This window comes from Roseomonas sp. TAS13, assembly GCF_001950415.1.
GTDB classification, from domain to species: domain Bacteria; phylum Pseudomonadota; class Alphaproteobacteria; order Acetobacterales; family Acetobacteraceae; genus Roseomonas; species Roseomonas mucosa.
The window spans coordinates 1-20,307 of record NZ_BDLP01000045.1 but is presented as its reverse complement, the minus strand read 5'-3'; the positions used below and the strand labels follow the sequence as shown (position 1 = coordinate 20,307).

The 20,307-nt window shown below is 70.8% G+C and carries 12 protein-coding genes; 4 read left to right on the top strand and 8 right to left on the bottom strand.

Features of this window, described 5'->3' with window-relative positions; all coding sequences use genetic code 11:
• Positions 1–336: hypothetical protein (locus ROTAS13_RS06180; protein ID WP_216348597.1), on the bottom strand; the 336-nt coding region annotated here is incomplete at its 3' end.
• Positions 337–588: 252 nt separating this feature from the next.
• Here ROTAS13_RS06180 and ROTAS13_RS06175 point away from each other — a divergent pair.
• Positions 589–2,862: a type IA DNA topoisomerase gene (locus tag ROTAS13_RS06175; protein ID WP_075821845.1), complete on the top strand. Its 2,274-nt coding sequence runs from the start codon at positions 589–591 to the stop codon at positions 2,860–2,862.
• 60 nt (positions 2,863–2,922) lie between these two features.
• On the opposite strand, the gene ROTAS13_RS06170 is transcribed toward ROTAS13_RS06175, so the two are convergent.
• From ROTAS13_RS06170 to ROTAS13_RS06145, 6 genes are all read right to left on the bottom strand, one after another.
• Entirely contained in the window at positions 2,923–4,134 is a 1,212-nt protein-coding gene (locus ROTAS13_RS06170) for an MFS transporter (protein WP_075821843.1), read from the bottom strand.
• Between the two features lie 623 nt (positions 4,135–4,757).
• Complete coding sequence (locus tag ROTAS13_RS06165) at positions 4,758–5,132, bottom strand: multidrug efflux SMR transporter (RefSeq protein ID WP_019462852.1); 375 nt, start codon at positions 5,130–5,132, stop codon at positions 4,758–4,760.
• 18 nt (positions 5,133–5,150) lie between these two features.
• Positions 5,151–6,584, bottom strand: coding sequence for a hypothetical protein (locus tag ROTAS13_RS06160; RefSeq protein ID WP_019462853.1), 1,434 nt, complete (start codon positions 6,582–6,584; stop codon positions 5,151–5,153).
• Positions 6,585–6,631: 47 nt separating this feature from the next.
• Positions 6,632–8,092: a UbiA family prenyltransferase gene (locus ROTAS13_RS06155; RefSeq protein WP_075821841.1), complete on the bottom strand. Its 1,461-nt coding sequence runs from the start codon at positions 8,090–8,092 to the stop codon at positions 6,632–6,634.
• A 274-nt stretch (positions 8,093–8,366) separates the two neighbouring features.
• Entirely contained in the window at positions 8,367–9,518 is a 1,152-nt protein-coding gene (locus tag ROTAS13_RS06150) for an acyltransferase (protein ID WP_226945984.1), read from the bottom strand.
• A gap of 35 nt (positions 9,519–9,553) precedes the next feature.
• On the bottom strand, positions 9,554–12,901 hold the full coding sequence (locus ROTAS13_RS06145; RefSeq protein ID WP_171979044.1) for a VCBS domain-containing protein: 3,348 nt from the start codon (positions 12,899–12,901) through the stop codon (positions 9,554–9,556).
• 390 nt (positions 12,902–13,291) lie between these two features.
• Between ROTAS13_RS06145 and ROTAS13_RS06140 the strand changes: the two genes are divergently transcribed.
• Positions 13,292–14,632 (top strand): glycosyltransferase family 87 protein, encoded by a 1,341-nt coding sequence (locus tag ROTAS13_RS06140; RefSeq protein ID WP_075821837.1) that lies wholly within the window; start codon positions 13,292–13,294, stop codon positions 14,630–14,632.
• A gap of 430 nt (positions 14,633–15,062) precedes the next feature.
• Here ROTAS13_RS06140 and ROTAS13_RS06135 read toward each other — a convergent pair whose 3' ends face one another.
• Entirely contained in the window at positions 15,063–16,838 is a 1,776-nt protein-coding gene (locus ROTAS13_RS06135; RefSeq protein ID WP_058389682.1) for an SLC13 family permease, read from the bottom strand.
• 488 nt (positions 16,839–17,326) lie between these two features.
• On the opposite strand from ROTAS13_RS06135, the gene ROTAS13_RS06130 reads away from it, so the two are divergent.
• Positions 17,327–19,747 carry a response regulator gene (locus ROTAS13_RS06130; protein ID WP_139323275.1) on the top strand — a complete coding sequence of 807 codons (2,421 nt, stop codon included), beginning with the start codon at positions 17,327–17,329 and terminating at the stop codon, positions 19,745–19,747.
• On the top strand, positions 19,744–20,139 hold the full coding sequence (locus ROTAS13_RS06125) for a response regulator (RefSeq protein WP_019463207.1): 396 nt from the start codon (positions 19,744–19,746) through the stop codon (positions 20,137–20,139). The genes ROTAS13_RS06130 and ROTAS13_RS06125 overlap by 4 nt, the downstream gene beginning before the upstream one ends.
• Positions 20,140–20,307 lie beyond the last annotated feature (168 nt).

Genomic DNA, 20,307 nt, shown 5'->3' with positions numbered 1-20,307 from the left:
CTCAGGGGGCCGGGGCGGTGGATCGCGGCGCGCGGCGCCGGAATCCCCCCGGGGACCCCGCCGCAGCGGCACCCGTTCCCGTTCGGCCGCCGGGAATGGCGGCGATTCCGGCCCGGAATCCGGCCGTGTGGAAAGGGGTAGCGCAGAAGGAGGCAGCAGGTCGGGCGCCGCCTCGGCCAGGTCCTGGGCGTGCGCGTGCTGCTCCAGCAGCAGGCGCAGCGTGCCGGCGGTTTCCAGGAAGCCATCGGGCCGGCGGACCACCACGGCCGCGCCATCCAGGCGGAAGATCCGGTGTTCCCGCGACAGGCGCCAGACCTGCTCTTCGGTGGCGGGCACGATCTGGCATCCGCAGGCCCGGGCGATCCCGGCTTGCTCGGGCGTCAATTGCAAAGGACGACTCTTCTCGGTTTGGTTTCTTCGGCGGGTCGGGACGGTCCCGGATCGTGCCGGAAAGGCCGCACGGCCACCCGGCCGATCACGTCACGGCAAGGCTATAGACCGTGCGGCGGCAAATTTGAATCTGGCGCCTGCCTTCCGGCTCTGGCATTCCGATTCCGGTTTTGTTCCGGATTTCCTCTCAGAGCAACCATGGCCGAGCAGATCGTCATCACCGAGAAGACCAGTCAGGCCAAGGACATCCGCGCCGCGGTGGGCGGCCGATATGGCGCGGTGCTGCCGGCGGAAGGGCACCTCTTCGACCTGATGGAGCCCGAAGACGTGAACCCGGCCTGGAAGCGCTGGAGCCCGGTGCTGCTGCGGCCGGATTCGCTCTATGGCACGCGGCCGGCCACAGGCGGGAACAAGGCCTCGAAGCTGCAGGCGATCCGCGCCGCCCTGCGTTCGGCCAGGCGCGTCTGGCTGGCCACGGACTGCGACCGCGAGGGCCAGCTGATCGGCCAGGAGATCCTGGAGCACGAGGGGTTCCGCGGCACGGTGATGCGGGTGATGTTCACCGCGCAGGACCCGCAGACCATCCGCGACGCCTTCGCCCGCGCGAAGCCCAATGCCGAGCATGCGCGGCTCTACGCGGCGGCGGTGGCGCGGCGGCAGGCGGACCAGATCTACAACCTTTCCCTCACCCGCACCGCCACGGTGACGCTGGCGAAGGGAACCCGGGCGGTGATCGGCGTGGGACGGGTGAAGACGCCGACGCTGGCCATCGTCTGCCGGCGCGAGATCGAGATCCGCGACTTCGTGCCGCAGAGCTATTTCGAGGTGGTGGCGACGGCCCAGGTCGAGGCCGGGCGGCTGCGCATGCGGCACGCGCCGAAGGAGCGCATCCTGAAGCGCGAGGATGCCGAGGCCGTCGCCGCCCTGGCCGAGGGCTTCCAGGGGCCGCTCGCGGTGAAGGTGGAGGAGAAGCGGCAGTCGCCGCCCCGCCTGCACGACCTGCCCTCGCTGCAACGCCTCTGCGGCTCGCGCTTCGGCTGGTCGGCGGCCCGCACGCTGGAGGTGGCGCAGGAGCTCTATGACGGCGAGGGCAAGAAGGTCATCACCTATCCCCGCGCCGAGACGCGCTACCTGCCGGAAAGCCTGATCCCCGACGTGCCGCGCATCGTGGCCGCCTTGCAGGAAGGGCGCGCCTGGAGCGGCATTCCCGTGCCGCGGCCGCCGCTGGTCCGGCGCGGCGCCAGCGGGGTCTTCCACGACAAGGGGCTGGCCGGGGCGAGCCACCATGCGGTGATCCCCAACGTCAACACGGTGGAGCGGCTGCGCGAGGTCTGGCCGCGCCTTTCGGCGGATGAGCGCAAGCTCTTCGACGTGATCGCGCGTGCCTATCTGGCGGCGGCGATGCCAGATTTCCGCTATCGCCAGACCACGGCCACGATCGACGTGAAGGGCCCCGAAGGGAAGTACCTGTTCCGCGCCGTGGGGCGGCAGCCGCTGGAGATGGGCTGGCGCGCCGCCTTTCCCGAATGGGTGCCCGCCGAGGAGAAGGGCGAGGACGCGCAGCTCCTTCCCATCCTGCGCGATGGCGAGGCGGCGTCGCTGGGCGAGGCGAAGGTGGAGGCGAAGGAGACGCGGCCGCCGCCGCGCTACAACGAGGGCACGCTGATCGAGGCGATGCAGAACGCCTGGCGCTTCGTCGGGGACGAGGCGTTGCAGGAGCGGCTGAAGGAGGCCAAGGGCATCGGCACGCCGGCGACGCGGGCCGAGATCATCCGCGGGCTGAAGGCGCAGGATTTCCTGCGGATCGACGGCAAGCACATCGTGCCGACGGAGCGCGGGCTGCAGCTCTTCGCCGTGCTGGAGCAGGCCGATCCGGCGCTGGTCGATCCCGGCGTGACGGCGCAGCTCGAGCGCCTGCTGGACGAGGTGCTGGTCGGGCAGCAGGAGATGATGGGCGCCATCGACGCCGTCTGCGCCCAGGCCAGCCGGATCATCGCGCGCCTGACCGAGCGCGCAGCCTCCGGCGAGGCGCCGCTCCTGGCCAGCGGCGGCGCGGCGGAGGGCGGGAAAGGCGCGCCGACACCGGCCATGGCGCGCTTCGTGGCCAGCCTGGCGAAGCGCAAGGGGATCGCGCCGCCCAAGGGCTACACACGTTCTGCCACGGCATGCCGCGCCTTTCTCGACGAGCACGCGCCGCGCCGGGAGGACGGTGCCGGTGCCGGTGCCGGGCGCGCGCCCAGCGCGGCGCAGCTCGGCTTCGCGCGGAAGCTGGCGGAGCAGCGCGGCGTGGAGCTGCCGGAGGAGGCGCAGGCGAGCGCCGCCGCCATTTCCGCCTGGATCGACGGGAAGCAGTGGAAGGCACCGGGCCGGGGGAAGCCAGGGCCGGGCATGGGCGGCCGGGCCAGGAAGGCGGGCGCGGCACGTGCCCCGGCACGGCGGCGCGCGGCCCGGGAGGATGCGCCGCCGGCCTGAGGTGGGCGGCCGCCGCGCCAGGGGGGTCCGCAGGCGCGGCGTGGCGGGGTCCCGCTCCCCCTACCCTGCCCGGTGCCGCTCCACATTCGGCAGCAGGATGGTGAGGATGCCGAGCAGGGGCAGGAAGGAGCAGAGGTGGTACACGAAGCTGATGCCCTTCCAGTCCGCCAGGATGCCGAGAAGGGCGGAGCCGAGGCCGCCCATGCCGAAGGCGAAGCCGAAGAACAGGCCGGAGATCACGCCGACGCGGCCGGGCACGAGTTCCTGCGCATAGACCAGGATCGCCGAGAAGGCGGAGGCCAGGATCAGGCCGATCAGCACTGTGAGGATCGCGGTCCAGAACAGGTTCACGTAGGGCAGCGCCAGGGTGAAGGGCAGGATGCCGAGGATGGAGCCCCAGATCACCACCTTGCGCCCGAAGCGGTCCCCCACCGGGCCGCCGACCACGGTGCCGACCGCGACGGCGCCGAGGAAGAGGAAGAGATAGACCTGCGCTTCCTGGACACCCAGGCCGAAGGTCTGCATCAGGTAGAAGGTATAGTAGCTCGTCAGGCTGGCCATGTAGATGTACTTCGAGAAGACCAGGATGCCGAGCACGGTGATGGCCATGACGACCTTCTGCCGCGGCAGGAGGGCATGGGGCGCCGCGGCGCGGCCGGTGGCGCGGCGGCTGAGAAGCTGGCCATGCGCCCAGCCGCCGACCCACCAGAGCAGCGTCATGGCGAGCAGCGCGGCGAGCGAGAACCAGGCGACGCTGCCCTGGCCGCGCGGCAGGACGATATAGGCGGCGAGCAGCGGGCCGATGGCGGTGCCGGCATTGCCGCCGACCTGGAAGATGGACTGCGCCAGCCCGTGCCGCCCGCCCGAGGCGATGCGGGCGATGCGCGAGGAATCCGGGTGGAAGACCGAGGAGCCCATGCCCACCATGGCGGCCGCGCAGAGCAGCGACCAGTAGTGGTCCGCCCAGGCCAGGAGCAGCAACCCGCAGAAGGTGAAGCCCATGGCGACCGGCAGGGAGCGGGGCTGTGGCTTGCGGTCGGTGTACCAGCCCACGGCGGGTTGCAGCAGCGAGGCGGTGAGCTGGAAGGTGAAGGCGAGGAAGCCGATCTGGGTGAAGCTGAGCCCGTAGCTCGCCTTCAGGACGGGAAAGAGCGCCGCGAGCAGCGACTGCATCATGTCGTTGAGCAAATGGCAGAGGCTGAGCGCCGCCAGCACGGTGAAGGCGGTCTGGCTCGCGGCGGGCCGTTCGGCGGCAAGGCTGCCCTGGCTCATGCGGTGTTTCCCCTCGGTCAGCCGGTCCGGGGCAGGCCGGACCGGGCCCGCCCCGGACGCGCTCCGGTGGGCCGCGCCGGCCCCTCCGGGTTTCCGGAAGGACCGGCGCGGCCGGCGGGAAGCTTCGAGGAATCGCATGGGCCATGCCGCCCAAGCCCAGGTTTTTCCGCAGCCCAGACCCTCGGGGGCCAGTTTCCGGTTCGCGCCTCTCGCGCCCGGCGTCTCGCTGTCCCGGGTGGAAAGGCGCTGCCTTTCCCCCGGACCCCCTATCCGCCAGGACCCTGAGGGTCCTGGACCTCCCGTTCGCTGGCGCTCGCTGATGCCGGATCTCGCCGGAGAGCATCGCTCTCCGGCGGACTGCCGATGCCACTCGTGCGAACAGGGTGTTTTTCTTCTTTTCGGGAGACCCGCGTCTCCGCCTGCTCCCAGGGATCGGGCCGCAGGCTGGCGGCCACCACGGGAACCCACGAAAGCCCGGGGTCCGGGGACCGGCTCCGGTCCCCGGCGGAGAGGGGTCCGGCGGGAGAGGCAGTGCCTCTTCCCCGGGGGCGGCCGTCAGGCGCCACGCATCCGGGGAAAGCTGTTGTCCTGAAACCGGGAACCGGGAGAGCCGGTGCGCCGGTTCAGCTGACGGCGACGCAGGCGACGCCGGCGAGGATCAGGGACAGGCCGCCGATCCGCAGCAGGTTGATCGGCTCGCCCAGCAGAAAGTAGCCGGCGCACATGGTCAGCACGAAGCCCAGGGCGACGCAGGGATAGGCCTGGGACAGGTTCATGCGCGACAGGACGAGGAGCCAGACCACCGCGCTCAGGCCGAAGCAGGTCAGCCCGCCCAGGACCCAGGGCGAGGTGATGATGGAGGCCACCGTGTCGATCGGCTGGCGCCGGCTCAGCGCGAGCTGGACCGGCTCCGAGGACATGCCGATCTTGAGCACCACCTGGGAGAAGGTGGCGAGGGCGATGCTGCTGATCAGGAGGAAGTAGGTGGAGATGGGCATGCGCGTTCCGTCTGGTCTTCAGTGCTTGTTGCCATGCAGGACCGGGTTGAGGGGCTTCTGCATGATGCTGTTCGCCTCGGCGATGTTGCCGCGCAGCTCGGTGACGTTGCTGATGCCGCCCAGGATGACGAAGGCCAGGGCCGCAACCGTCGCCAGGCGGCGCGCCGGGGTGAAGAAGGCGAAGGCCGCCAGGGCCAGCAGGGCCGGGAAGAAGTCGGCGGCGTAGAGGAAGGTGATCTCGCCATAGACGAGATGCAGGGCGATCTGGCCGAGCAGGAAGGCGCCGATCGCCAGAGCAGCCTGGCGCCCCGGCCGGTGCAGGATGGCGCCCCAGATGCCGCAGGCCAGCAGCACGATCCAGGCGAGCATGCCGCCCAGTCCGGCCCAGCCCTGGTCCAGCACCGGGGAATGCTGGTTGTTGAGGATGTTGTAGACCCGATCCTCGATGAAGGGGACGTGCGCCTTCACGTACTGGTAGAACCAGTCCTCCGAGGCGCCGGGGCGGCGCACCGTGATGCTGTCGAGGATGCCGTCCTGCACGGGCTCGACACGCACATGGGCGGTGACGGCGCTGTAGAGCAGCATGGAGCGCAGCACGGAGACCGGGGTTTCGCCCGCGGCCTCCTCGGCCTTGGAGAACTCGCTGCGCTCGACGCGCAGGAATTCCGATTCCTGCTTGAGCACGCGCGGCTGGAAGAAGACGCCCGCATCCTCGAAGGTCATGCGCTGCACCAGGGCGATGCCGGCGACCATCGCGAAGGCCAGCAGGCTGACCACGATGCTGCGGCGCAGGCCCAGGCGGAAGAAGGCCGCGGCCAGGCCGAAGCTCCAGTTGGTGGTGGTGACAGCCAGCGTCCCGGCCGAGGCCAGGGCCCAGGGCAGCACGCCCTGGTTGCGCCAGCTGGTGACGGCCCAGAGCATGATGCTCGTGCCCAGGGCCGCGAAGGGATAGGTCTCGACGATCGCGAACCAGTAGAGATAGGTCGCGCTGGCGAGCAGCCCGGCCGTGAGCAGGCAGGCGATCGGCAGGCTCAGCCTCAGCCCGCGCATCGAGAGGTAGAAGAGCGCGGCGCTCAGCCCCCCGGCGCCCGCCACCAGCGCCCTGGCCGCGCCGACCGGGGTCATGCCGAGGAGCAGGAGCAGGTTGGTCAGCGGGACCGTCAGGATCGAGAAGATCGGGTGCACCGAGGAACGGTGCGACCCGCGCATGTCCAGCATGTTGCCCAGGACCCGCGGCTGGTCCGCCTGGAACCAGATGTTGATCCATTCCATCCGGTAGAAGGTATGGGCGAACTGCGCCGAGGCCCACCAGGACAGGCTGATGCCGAGCAGGGCCCAGCCCGCCGCCACCAGGCCGTCCGTCACGCCGGAGGAGGCTGCGGCCTCCCGGTCCAGGCTGCCCGCCTCCCCAGGGAAGCGCGCCGCGATCGAGCGGTTCGGCTGGATGAACATGCGGGGCTTTCCTTGAGGTCTTCGGAGGGCGTGCTTCCGGGGCGGGATCAGAAGGTGGCGGCCAGGACGATGCCGACCGAGGCCAGCAGGACGTGGCGGCTGACGCGGTCGCGCAGGGCGAAGACGATGGGATCGTCGTGCATCAGCCGGCGATGGGCCATCAGCAGCACCCGGCCGAACCAGAACATCAGCACCGGGCAGAGCAGCCAGAGCAGCTGCGGATGGTTGTAGAGCGAGTGCACCGCGTCGCTGGAGAGGTAGAGGGTGAGGATGGTGACGGCGTTGAAGCCGCTGGCCGCCGCCAGCGCCGCGACGATCGGCAGGTCGCCGGTCTTGTAGTTGCGGTTCGAGGGATCGGGCAGCGAGCGGTCGAGCAGGCTCGAAAGCTCGATGTATCGCTTCACCAGCGCCAGCGCCATGAAGATGAAGAGCGAGAAGGCGATCAGCCATTCCGAGATGGCCACGTTGATCGCCACGGCGCCGCCCACCACGCGGAAGGCGTAGAGCAGCGCCAGCGCCACGGCATCGATCAGCATCTTCCGCTTCAGCACCAGCGAATAGGCGGTGGTGAGGGCGAAGTAGCCGAGCAGCACGCCGAGGAAAGTGGGTGAGACCACGATGGCCACGGCCAGGGAGGCGAGGAAGAGGACCGGCACGGCCAGGATGCCGTCCATCAGCGGAATCATGCCGCTGGCCAGGGGGCGGCGGCGCTTGGTCAGGTGCGCGCGGTCGGCCGCGAGGTCCAGCAGGTCGTTCAGCAGGTAGACGCTGGAGGCGCAGAGGGAGAAGGCCAGCAGTGCCAGGATGCTCTGCAGCAGCGCCTCCGGCGTGAAGGCATGGGCCGTCAGCAGCGGCACGAAGACCAGGGCGTTCTTCGCGTACTGGTGCACCCGCATCAGCTTCAGCCAGGTCTTGAGGCTGGCGCGGGCAGAGGGCAGGTGCTCGGCATCGGGATGGATGGCGGCGAGGCGCCGGGCGACGCGCGGCGAGGTGCGGATCGCCAGGGCGTGCCCGGCCTCCGCCCAGACGGGCAGGTCGGCGGTGTCGTTGCCGATGTAGTCGAAGCCGCCATGGCCGAAGCGCTCGGCCAGGGCGCGGGCCTTGATCACGCCGGCGAGGTTGTTGGTGGCGTCGGAGGCGAGACAGCCGTCGAAGAGGCCGAGATGGTCGGCGATGGCCCCGACCAGGCGGGCGTTGCTGGCGGAGGCCAGCCAGACCGGGCGGCCCTGGGCGCGGGCCTGCCGGATGCGGTCGAGCACCACCTCGTCATAGGGCAGCGTCGCCGGGTCGAACTCCGCGGTTTCGGCCAGGAGGTGCTTCAGGGCGGCCTTGCCGGAGATCAGGGCGCGCAGAAGACGGAAGCCCGAGAGAGGCTGGCGCCCGAGTTCGGCGAAGGCTGTCTCGATCAGAAGATCGGAGCGGATCAACGTACCGTCGAGATCGACCACCAGGGGCCGGACAGCAGGCGCTGCCGCGGTCGCTGTCAGCAACTCTACTGCCACATCCATGGTGCCCACTCCTTTGTCGCGAGGTCCCCTAATTGGTGCAGAGCAGCAATGAGAAGTAAAGCACAAAATAGAGACAATTCAGATTTTTTGGGCCTCATTGCCGTGTATGAGGCTGCGGGAGAAATTTTTTGCGCCCACCTGTTTGTAGGTGCGGAGGATTATTCCCCCTGCGGTTGCCAGGGAGAAGGATGCTTTCGGCAGGGGAACATCCGCACGGCCGGAATCTCCGCGCGGCCAGGAAGCCCTCAATGCTACCCGGCCGGGGGTTCCACTGTCAGATCGCGCCGCCGGAACGGCGCAGCAGGCCAAGCCCCGCCTCCGGTGCCGCGTCGCCGCGCCTCCGGCGGAGGAGTTCCTGGAGCGCCCGCCGCAGGAGGGGTTCGGCCATGGTGGCCACGGCCAGCGCCGCCAGGGCCGTGCCGGCGATTCCGAGCAGCGCCGCCGCGACCGGCGGCACCCCCTGCGCCAGAAAGGCGTGCCGGAGCGTGTGCCCGATGGGCTCGTGCAGCAGATAGAGGGGATAGGTCATCAGCCCCGCATTCCGCAGGCCCCGCAGCCAGGCCCCCGGCAGGCGCGCGATCCCCGCGCGCCAGACCACCGAGGCGACGATCCCGCCGCAGGCCAGCGCCCAGAGCAGGATGGGCCAGGGCCAGATCGTGGCGGCATCGAGATGCCCGGGCGATTTCTCCACGATCTCCAGGGTGCGGCAGGTCATCTCCACCGGCGCCGCGAGCACCGCCAGCAGCAGGGCCAGGGCCCCGGGGCGCGACAGCCGCCGCCGCGACCAGAGCCAGAGGAAGATGCCGGCGGCGAAGTAGATGCCGTGGCGCAGCAGGGTGAGGTTGCGGACGCCGTAGCCGAATTCGAGCGAGGGACCGTGGATGACGCCGGCCACCTGCAGGGCATAGGCGGCGAGATAGGCGCTGCTGGCCAAAGTGAGGCCGATGCCCAGCCATTCCAGCCGGTGGAAGGCGCCGCGCAGCAGCAGCAGGAGGATCAGCGCGTAGAACACGATCTCGATCGGCAGGGTCCAGTAGGCGGTGGCGATCCAGGGACCGGTCGGAGCCAGGGCGAGCGAGGCCAGGAAGGGCCGCAGCAGGCTGGCATCGGATTGCGGCGCCAGGGCCAGGATGGCCAGGCTCAGCACGGCGCAGACCCAGGCGGCGGGGTAGAGGCGCAGCACGCGGGAGCGCAGGAAGGCCAGCGGCGTCGTGCCGTTCGCGGAATTCGCGATCACGAAGCCGGACAGGACGAAGAAGACCTGCACACCCACCCAGCCGAACCAGCCGACCTCTGGCGTGGCCGCGTCGTACCAGGTGAGATGGAAGAAGGCCACCATCAGGGCCGCCAGGAAGCGGATGGCGTCCACCCCGTAGAGGTAGTCGCCCTTCCGCCCCCCTAGCATCGTCGCGATTGGCGTTTCCATCTTCCTGTCCTGCCTCTCCGGCCTGGCCGGGGCTGTCATGAGAACCAGACGTTGTCCGCGGCCAGGCCGCCGGCGAAGCCCTGGAGGGTGATCTGCACCGGGGTGCCGAAGCCCGACAGGTCGATCACCGTGGCGCCGTTGGCCTGCGCGACATGGCCGCTCAGCGCGGCGAAGTTGCTCAGCCCCGCGATGCCGTCGAAGACCAGCACGTCCTTCTCCGCCGTGCTGAAGTCCTGTACCACCACGTTCCCCGCCACGGGGCGGAAGACGAACTCGTCCGCCCCCGCGCCGCCGATCAGCGTATCGGCGCCGCCGCCGCCGGTCAGGCGGTCATTGCCGTCGGCGCCGTTCAGCGTGTTCGCGCGCGTGTCGCCGATCAGCAGGTCGTTGCCGCCGCCGCCGAGGACCGAGGTGAGGCCGGAGGCGATCGCCTGGGCACTGCCGCCGGGCGTGCCGCCGCCGTTGCCCTGGGCCGCCAGGATGGCGTTCAGCCAGTACTGCGCCATCTCGGCATAGCCGGCCTCGGTCGGGTGGATGCCGTCATACATGTCGGCGGTGGTGACGCCGGGCATCTCGACCAGCGTGACATGCTGCCCGCCGGCGATGGCGCTCTGCACGGTGGAGCGGATGACGGCGTTGACCGCGTTCACCTCCGCCGCATCGGCCCAGGCGGTCGGCAGGATGGTCGAGACATAGACATGGGTGGCGGGATTCGCGGCCGCGATCGCATTGAGCATCGCCTTGATGTCGGTGCCCGCCGTGTTCTGCGCCGCGTCCTCGCGGAAGACATCGTTGGCGCCGGCCATCAGCAGCACCGCGTCGGGCGCGCCGCCGCCGAGCAGGCCGGGCAGGATGGTGGCGAGCTCCTCCGCCTTCCAGCCCGGGAAGCCGGCATGGTCGTGGTCGGGCAGGCTGCCGGTGCCGGAGCTCTGGGTGCCGACATAGTTGATCAGCATGTCCCGGTCGGTGAACTCCGCCCAGAGCGGCTGGCGGTAGCCGTTCGCCAGGTTGTCCTGCAGGTAGCCGTAGTTGGTGTCGATCTGCCGCCAGCCATAGGTGATGGAATCGCCCAGCGGCATGATCTTCAGCGCCTGGGCCCACTGGCCGGTCGCGAGATTCGCCACGACCCCGTCCGCGTGGTCGGCCAGGGACAGGGTGGCGGCCGCGGCGGGCGTGTCGCTCGCACCCGTGATGGTGACGGTCAGGGTGGAGCCGAAGCTGGCGACGCCGGTGCTGGCCTGGGTGGCGGGGGTGCCGGAGGTGGCGAGATAGGTGTCCGCCGTGGCGCCGGCATTCAGCTGCGCGCCCCAGATCTCGAAGCTGCCCGAGGTGAAGGTGGAGAGGTCGTGCAGAATCGCGACATTGGCGCTGTTGCTGCCGCTGCCGGTGAAGGTCCAGGTGAAGTGCTGCCACTCGCCGGTGGCGAGGGCGGACTGGAAGTGGTTGCTGCCGCCGTCGAAGTAGTTGAAGCTGAAATGCCCGTCGCCGGCGGCGAGGCGGATCCAGGCGCTGAAGGTGGACTGGCCGCTGACGTCCGTGCCGGTATAGATGCCGGTGCCGGAGCCCGTCATGCTCAGCAGCTCGGCCGTCCTGGAGCCGATGGGGCTGAGCGCCGCGTCGGCCATCACCGTGGCGGAGGCGCCGTTGTTGCTGAACCGCACCCAGGCCGGATTGTCGAGCGCCTCCGAGTAGGGCAGCAGGTTCTGCGTGGTGATGGTATGGCTGGCCCCGTCCGAGATGGTGTAGCGGAAGACGTCGGTGACGCTCCGCCCGGCCTCCAGCGCCTGCACGTTCGCCTGCGCATTGGCCAGGACATAAGTGTACTGGCCGTTGGCGCCGAGCACGAGGCTGCCATAGGTGCCCGCGATCACCGTGCCCACCCCTGCGGCCAGCCCGTTCACGGCGGTGACGGCCAGCGTGTCCCGGTCCGCGTCCCTGTCGTTGGACAGCAGGTTGCCCGTGGCCTGCAGCACCCCGTCCTCCGACACGGCGGCCCTGTCCGCCACCGCGACGGGCAGGGCGGGGCCGCCGGTGCCGATATCGGCCGCGCCGGCAATGGCGACGGTCAGGGTGGCGGTCTCGGAACCCGTGCCGGCGCTGGTGACGGTGACGGGGCTGCCGGCCGTGGCGATGTAGCTGCCCGCCGCCGCGCCCTGGTTGAGCTGGGCACCCCAGAGCTCCAGGACGCCGGAGGTGGCGGTGGCCAGATCGTGCATGAGGGCGACGTTGGCGTTGCCGTCGCCGTTCGCGTCGAAGGTCCAGCTGAAGCGCTGCCACGCGCCGGTCGCCGTGGCGGCCTGGAGATGGTTGCTGCTGCCGTCGAAGTAGTTGAAGCTGAAGTTCCCGTCGCCGCTGGCCAGGCGGACCCAGACGCTGAAGGTGTACTGCCCGCTGACCGCCGTGTTGGCGTAGATGCCGGTGCCGATGCCGGACAGGCCCAGCAGGTCGGCCGTACCGCTTCCCGTGGGGCCGGTGGCGGCATTGGCCGTCACCGTGGGCTGGGTGCCCGTGACCGTGAAATGCCCCCAGGAGGCGTCGTCGAAGGCCTCCGACTGCGCGATCAGGTTCTGCGTGGTGACGGTGGTGCCGGTGACCGGGGTGCCGGTGGTGGCGACATAGGCGCCGGCGCTGCCGCCGCTGTTGAGCTGGGCGCCCCAGATCTCGAGGACGCTGCCGGTGGATGAGGCGAGGTCGTGCAGGATGGCGACGTTGGCGTCGCCGTTGCCGTTGCCGGTGAAGGTCCAGCTGAAGCGTTGCCATTCGCCGGTCGCGGTGCCGGACTGGATACTGTCGCTGGTCCCGTCATAGTAGTTGAAGGCGAAGTTGCCGTCGCCGCTGACCAGCCGGACCCAGACGCTGAAGGTGTGCGGCCCGCTGACGGCCGCGGCGGTGTAGAGGCCGCCATCCGCCGGCAGGCTCAGCACATCGGCCGCCGCGGTGCCTGTCGGCCCGGTCGCGGCATCGGCGGCGACGGTGGGCAAGGCGCCGTTGCCGTTGAACGGCACCCAGGAGGCATCGCCGAAAGCCTCTGACTGCGCGATCAGGTTCTCGCCGGCATCGGCATGGGCCTGCCCGTCCGAGACGGTGTAGGTGAAGCTTTCCGTCACCGTCTGGCCGGCGGCGAGCGCCTGCACGTTCGCCTGCGCATTGGCCAGGACATAAGTGTACTGGCCGTTGGCGCCGAGCACGAGGCTGCCATAGGTGCCCGCGATCACCGTGCCCGCCCCTGCGGCCAGCCCGTTCACGGCGGTGACGGCCAGCGTGTCCCGGTCCGCGTCCGTGTCGTTGGACAGCAGGTTGCCCGTGGCCTGCAGCACCCCGTCCTCCGACACGGCGGCCCTGTCCGCCACCGCGATGGGTCTGCTGTTGGTGGTGGTCGCCATGCTCATGCCCTCCTGGCACTGCCGATGCGTGGACCGGGCCCGGGGCGGGCGGCCGGGGCGATGGCCAAGGCATGACGGCGAGGCAGGGGCCTGCAGGCCAGGCTCCCGCCCACCCGGCCCGAGCAGCGCGGCGCCGAATACAACCTGAAGGCGAACGGAACGCTCCGGCGCTGCCGGGTCCCCGCCGGATGTCCGATGCGTCCCATCGTTCCTGGCCGCGTGTCCTTACCTGTCCTTGCGCCGCATCATGAGACCCTTGAGACGGTAGCGCAATAACTATTGCTAAAAGAAGCGCAACAGTCTTTATGATGAGACAATATCTTGTTTCGCCCTTTCAGCGGATCGATTCTCACGATCTGAACGGCACCAAACGGAGGCCCGGACGGTCCCATGCTGACCAAACTGCTCCCGCTCGCGGATCTCGTGACGATCGCGGGCAGCCTGTTCCTCTTCTTCCGGCTGTCACGCCGGGAGGCGAGGCCGGCCTGGGCCCTGCCGGCCCTCTGCGCCGTGGCGGCGCTGGCGCTCTTCGCCATCTCGGAGCCCCGGCACCTCTTCGAGGACTTCCGGGCCGCCTACTACCAGGCGGGGCAGGCCGTGCTGGACAGCCCCGCGGCGCTGGGGCCACAGATCGAGCGGGGCGTGGACGGCTTCGTGAACCTGCCCGTCGTGGCCTATCTCTTCGCGCCTTTCGCCCTGCTGCCCGACAAGGCGGCGGCGGTGCTGTTCACGCTGATCGGCCTCGCGGCCACGGCCGGCGCCTTCCTGCTGCTGGTGCGGCTCGCCGGGCTGCGCGGGCCGGGATTCTGGCTGCTGCTGCTGCTCTTCGCCATCAACGGGCCGCTGCAGAACAGCCTGAAGGAAGGCAACACCACCCATATCGTGCTGCTGATGCTGGCCGCCGGGCTCTGGCTGCTGCGCGGGCGGCGGGACGTGGCGGCGGGGCTGCTGCTCGGCCTCGCGGCGGTGATCAAGCTGCCGCTCATGCTCTTCGGCCTGTATTTCCTGCTGCGCCGGAACTGGGGCGCCACGGCGGGCTTCGCCGGCTTCTGCGGCGTGGCCGGGCTGCTTTCCCTCGCCATCTTCGGGTGGGAGATGCACTGGCACTGGCTGCAGCTCAGCGTGCTTCAGTTCAGCAGCCATCCGCTCGGCGCCTTCAACGTGCAGTCCGTGACGGGCTTCCTGGTGCGCCTCGCCGAAGGCCCGGCGGCGCTGATGGACTGGGAGACGCTGCGCACCCCGCCGCCTCTGCAACGGATGACCGGCACGGTGGGGGTCGGGCTGCTCTACCTGACCGCGCTGCTCGCCTGCGTGAAAGGCGCCTCGCACGCGGCGCGGAACAGGGACGCGGAGGGGAGCCGCGGGCAGGACCTGGAATACATGCTGGTGCTGGTGATGGCCGTGGTCAGCAGCCCGCTTTCCTGGTCGCACTACTACCTGCTGATGCTGATGCCGGCGGCCTTCTTCCTGGCCCCCGGCTCCGCCCTCGCCGCCAGCGCCACACGCCATGCGCTGGGCTGGGCGGCGATCCTGCTGACGACGCCGGCGGTGCTGGTCATCGCCTTCGCCAATCCGGGGCTGATGGAGGCCTATGCGCGGTTCGGCGTCTCCTACCTGCTCTTCGGCGGGCTGATGTGGTTCGGGCTGCTCGCCTGGAGCCGGGCACGCGCCGCCGCGCCCCAGGGCTTCCGCCTCGGGACGCCGGCCACGCAGCCGCTGGCGGGTTCCTGACGCCGGGGCGGAGAAACGCTTCCGGCACCTTCCGCTCGCCGGATCGCGCCGCCCTTTGGGGGCAAGGCTCACCTTGCCCCCAAACCCTTGGGAAGCCGGGCAGACGAATATGCCTGACCCTGGACCTCCCCTTCGTTGGTACCCGCTGCCAGCCTGTCATGCCGGGACGCGTGGCTTCGCGGCGGCCAAGGGCGTCACCGGCGTGGACGCCACGCTTTTCTTCTTCCGGGCGTCCCGCCGGTCCAACTGCTCCAGGAGACCGTGCGGGAACCGGCTTTGCCACCCCTGGACTAACCCCTGGGCCGACGAAAGGCGGGGGCCGGGGAGGTCGGAGCATTGCTTCGGCAGTTCCTCCGGCGGAGGCGGCGCCTTCCCCGGGGGCAACCACAAGTGCGACGCCACAGCACGGACGGCGCGCCGGACGGGCGTATCACCCCGGCCCCAGCGGCCAGAACCAGGCGATGAGGGGCACGCCGGTCAGGACCACCAGGACGGAGAGCGGCAGCCCCAGCCGGGCATAGTCGCCGAAGCGGTAGCCGCCGGGGCCCATGACCAGCGTGTTGCACTGGTGGCCGATCGGGGTGAGGAAGTCGCAGGCCGCCCCCACGGCCACGGCCATGAGGAAGGGGTCGGGGTTCAGGCCGAGGCGCTGGGCCAGGGCCGCGGCGATCGGCCCGACCACGAGGACCGTGGCGGCATTGTTCAGGAAGGGGGTCAGCAGCATCGCCACGACCATGGTGATGGTCAGCGCCCCCAGGGGCGGCAGGCCGGAGACCAGGTGCTGCAACCCGGTGGCGAGCAGGTCCGTGCCGCCGGTGCGCTGGATGGCCTCGCTGACGGGGATCAGCGCCGCCAGCAGGATCAGCACGGGCCATTCCACGGCCTCGTAGGCCTCCTGCATCGTCATGACCCGCAGCAGGAGCAGCACCACCGCCGCGCCGAAAAAGGCGACCGCCACCGGCAGCACATGCGTGGCCACCAGCGCCATCGCCGCCGCCAGCACCAGCAGGGGAAGCCAGGAGCGGCGGCTGTGGCCGAAGGCGATGGCGCGTTCCGCCAGCGGCAGGACGCGCAGGCCGGCCAGCGCCTCCGGCACGGCGGCGGCCTCGCCGCGCAGCACGATCACGTCGCCCGGCCGCAGCCGTAGGCCGGACAGGCGCTGCTGGATGCTGTGCCCGGCGCGGCTGACCGCCAGCAGCGTCACCCCGTGCCGCCCTTGCAACGAGAGCTGTCCCGGCGTGTGCCCGGCCAGCGGCGACTCGGCGGTGACGACGCCTTCCACCACGCTGATCTCGCCGGCCTGGCCGGGCGCCTGACCGTCGCCGGCCAGGACCAGCTGGGCCCGGGCCACCAAGCGCTCCAGCCCCTCCGGCTCGCCACGCAGGAGCAGCACGTCGTCGGGGCGCAGCACCCAGTCCGGGCGCGGGACGAAGCGGCGGAAGCGCTCGCGCACCACCACCGCGACGCGCGCCTCGCCATCGCCCAGGGCCTCCAGCGCCGCCACCGTCTTTCCGGCCAGCGGCGACCCGGCGGGAAGGCGGGCCTCGGCGGTGTAGTTCTCGATGTTGAAGGCGGCCTCCAGGGAGGGCGTGCCGCGCCGCCCGGTGGGCAGCAGGCGCCAGCCCAGGGACAGGAAGACAAAGCCGACCAGGGCGATGCCCAGCCCCACCGGCGTGTAGTCGAACAGGCCGAAGGGCTGCCCGGTCAGCTCCTGCCGCACGCGCGCGACGATGATGTTGGGCGAGGTGCCGACCAGCGTCACGATGCCGCCGAGGAGCGAGGCGAAGGACATCGGCATCAGCAGGGCGGAGGCGGGCGTGCCGGTCCGGCGCGCGAGCTGCAGCGCCACCGGCATCAGGATGGCGAGCGCGCCGACATTCTTGGTGACCATGGAGAGCAGCATGGTGACGCCGACCAGCACCGGCACCTGGACAGCCGTGCCGCGCAGGTAGGGCGTGAGCGGCCGCATCAGCGTCTCGACCGCACCGGAGCGGGCCACGGCATGGCTGATCACCAGCGCCGCGCCGACAATGACCACCACGTCGTCGGAGAAGCCGGAAAAGGCGGAGGCCGCCGGCACCACGCCCAGGACCACCCCCGCCAGCAGGGCGCCGAGCGCCACGAGGTCGTAGGGCAGGCGCCCCCAAAGGAACAGGCCGATGGTGGCGGCCAGCAGGCCGAAGGCCAGGGCCTGGTCGAGTGTCATGCGATTCCCCTGGGGCCGTGGAAGGTTCAACTGCCCCTTGGCCATCCCCGCGGGCATCAACCAGCCTCGGGGGGCAGGGTTTCCAGCCCGGAGGCCAGGGCCAGAAGCGGCACGAGCGTCCAGACCAGCGTGACCGCGGCCACCCGTGTCGTTGCTTGCCACCGGACCAGGGACCGGGCGCGGCGCTCCGGCGGCCGGAAGCCAGGGCTCCTGTGTCATCGGTGACATGGCGCTCCCCTTCCCCGGTGGATGCCCCGGCCACGCGGCCACGGAGGTCCTTCCGGCGGCTGAATCCTGGCGCTCCTGCAAGACATCGGCCCGGGCATGAAGCCGCTGGCCTTCCGGTGCGTTCCGCGCCAGCGCGGTTCCTGGCCCCTGCGCATGCAGGGGCCAGGAACCAACAGGGAAGGCGCCGGCGGGGATGAGGCCGATGGATGGATCGGCAGGTGCGGGGGCCGTGTCCCTCGCAAGGAACAGGGGGAAAGACCATGCCGGAGCAGCAGGGGCCGGAGCAGCAGGGGCCGGAGCAGCACGGGCCGGAGCAGCGCGGGACAGGAACGCAATGGGTGGCCGGGAGCGGCGGCGCCTCGCTGCGCAACGCCTTCCGCAACCTCGCCGATGCGATTCCCCAACTGGCCTGGATCGCCACGCCCGATGGCGACATACACTGGTACAATCGCCACTGGTACGAATACACCGGCCGCAGCTTCGCGGAGATGCGGGGCCAGGGCTGGCGCGAGCTGCACCATCCGGACCACCTGGAACGTGTCGTGGCGCGTTTCCGGGCCGCGCTGGAAAACGGCGAGGAGTGGGAGGACACCTTCCCGCTGCGCCGGCATGACGGCACCTATCGCTGGTTCCTGTCCCGTGCCCTGCCGCTGCGCGACGCGGGCGGACGGATCATCCAGTGGAGCGGCACCAACACCGACGTGACCGAGACGCGCGGCGCCGAGGAACGCCTGCGGCGGAGCGAGGAGCGTTTCCGCACGCTGATGGATGCCTCCTCCGCCATCATCTGGACCACGCCGGGCTCGGGCGAGTTCGAGGCGCCGCAGCCGCGCTGGATGCAGTTCACCGGCCAGTCCTGGGAGGAGCATCGCGGCTGGGGCTGGCTGGAGGCCATCCATCCCGAGGACCGCGGCCGCACCGCGGAGGTCTGGGGCCATGCCAAGGAGACGCACAGCCTCTATGCCATGGAGCACCGGGTGCGCCGCTGGGATGGCGCCTGGCGCCACATGGAAGTGCGCGCCGCGCCCGTGCTGGCGCAGGACGGGTCGCTGCGGGAATGGGTGGGCTCGCACACCGACATCACCGACCGCAAGCGGGCGGAGGAGGAGCTGGAGCAGGCGCGCGACGCCGCCGAATCCGCCAACCGCGCCAAGAGCCAGTTCATCGCCAACATGAGCCACGAGCTGCGCACGCCGCTTTCCGCCGTGATCGGCTACAGCGAGATGCTGGCGGAGGAGGTGGAGGATCTGGGCGAGGCGCATCTCCTGGCCGACCTGCGCAAGATCGAGAGCAACGCCCGGCACCTGCTGGGCCTGATCAACGACGTGCTGGACCTGTCGAAGATCGAGGCCGGGCGCATGACCGTCTCGGTCGGCAGCTTCGACGTCGCGGCCCTGCTCGCGGAGGCGGCGGGGGCGGTGCAGCCGCTGGTGGCGCGGCGGGGCAACACGCTGTCGCTGCGGCTGGAGGAGCCGCTCGGCGCGATGGAGTCGGACCAGACCAAGATCCGCCAGTGCCTGCTGAACCTGCTGGGCAACGCTTCCAAGTTCACCGAGGAGGGCCGGATCACCCTGGCCGCGCGGCGCGAGGCGGGGGAGGGGCGCGACTGGCTGGTCTTCCAGGTCATCGACACCGGCATCGGCATGAGCGCGGAGCAGCTTTCCCGTCTCTTCCAGCGCTTCACCCAGGCCGACGAATCCACGACGCGGCAGTTCGGCGGCACCGGCCTCGGCCTTTCCATCACCCGCGCCTTCTGCCGGGAGCTGGGCGGCGAGGTGAGCGCCGAGAGCACGGCCGGACAGGGCTCGGTCTTCACCATGCGGCTGCCGGCCCGCTTCGAGGCGGCGGCGAAGGGCGAGGGGGAGGCCATGGCGGCGGAGGCGGCCCCGGTGGAACAGGAGGGCCGCGTCGTGCTGGTGGTGGATGACGACCCCGCCGCGCGGGAGCTGATGACGCGCTTCCTGGAACGGGAAGGCTTCCAGGTGCGCTGCGCGAGCGACGGGCGATCCGGCCTGGCCCTGGCGCGGGCGCTGAAGCCGCGCGCCGTGCTGCTGGATGTCGAGATGCCGCAGATGGACGGCTGGTCGGTGCTGCATGCCATCCGCGGCGACCCCTTGCTGTCCGGCGTGCCGGTGGTGATGGCCTCGGTGGTGAACGAGAAGAGGCTGGGCCATGCGCTGGGCGCCACCGACTATCTGACCAAGCCCATCGCCTGGGAGCGGCTGCGCCGGGTCATGGAACGCTTCCGCCCGCCGGCGGCGGAGGGCGAGGTGCTGATCGTGGACGACGATGCCGAGGCGCGGGGGCGGCTCCGCACCATGCTGCAGCGGGACGGCTGGCGCGTAGCCGAGGCGGGCGACGGGCGGGCGGGGCTGGAGCTGGTGACCCGGTCGCTGCCATCCCTCGTCCTGCTGGACCTGATGATGCCGGTGATGGACGGCTTCGGCTTCCTGGAGGGGCTGCGGCAGCGCCCGGAGGGGGCGGAGGTGCCGGTGATCGTGCTGACCGCCAAGGATGTGACGCCGGAGGAGCGCGCCTGGCTGGACCGGCGGGCGGAGCGGCTGATCCTGAAGGGCAGCGTCAGCCTGAACGAGCTGGCGCACGAGGTGCGGGACCTGGTGCCCGCGCCGGAGGAGAACAGCCGGGAGCGGCCGCCGCCGGCCGCAGGGAGGCCCGCATGACGCGCATTCTTCTGGTCGAGGACCACGAGGAGATCTGGGACTTCCTGTCGCGCCGGCTGCGCCGCCGTGGCCACGAGGTTCTCCTGGCCATGGACGGGGAGGCGGCGGTGGAGATGGCGCGGCGGGAACGCCCCGACATCGTGTTGCTCGACATGAACCTGCCGGTGATGGATGGCTGGACCGCCGCCGGGCTGATCAAGGCCGGGGCGCCGCCGGGCAGCGCCATCCCGATCATCGCGCTGACCGCCCATGCCATGGCCGGGGACCGGGAAAGGACGCTGGCGGCAGGCTGCGACGACTACCACCCCAAGCCGGTGGATTTCTCCCGCCTGTTGCAGCAGATCGAGGCCCTGGCGGGCGTGCCGGGGGCAGGCACGCAGGGGGCCGGTTGATGACGGTGGCGGGCTTCCTGTCGCGCCTGCGGACCGGCGACGGTGCCGGCATTCCGGGCACTGGCGGTCCGGGCACCAGCATTCCAGGCGCCGGATCTTCCGGAGCCGGCATGACCGGGGGCGGCCTGTCTCTTGATCACATCTACGCACAGCTCCACCGTAAGGCGA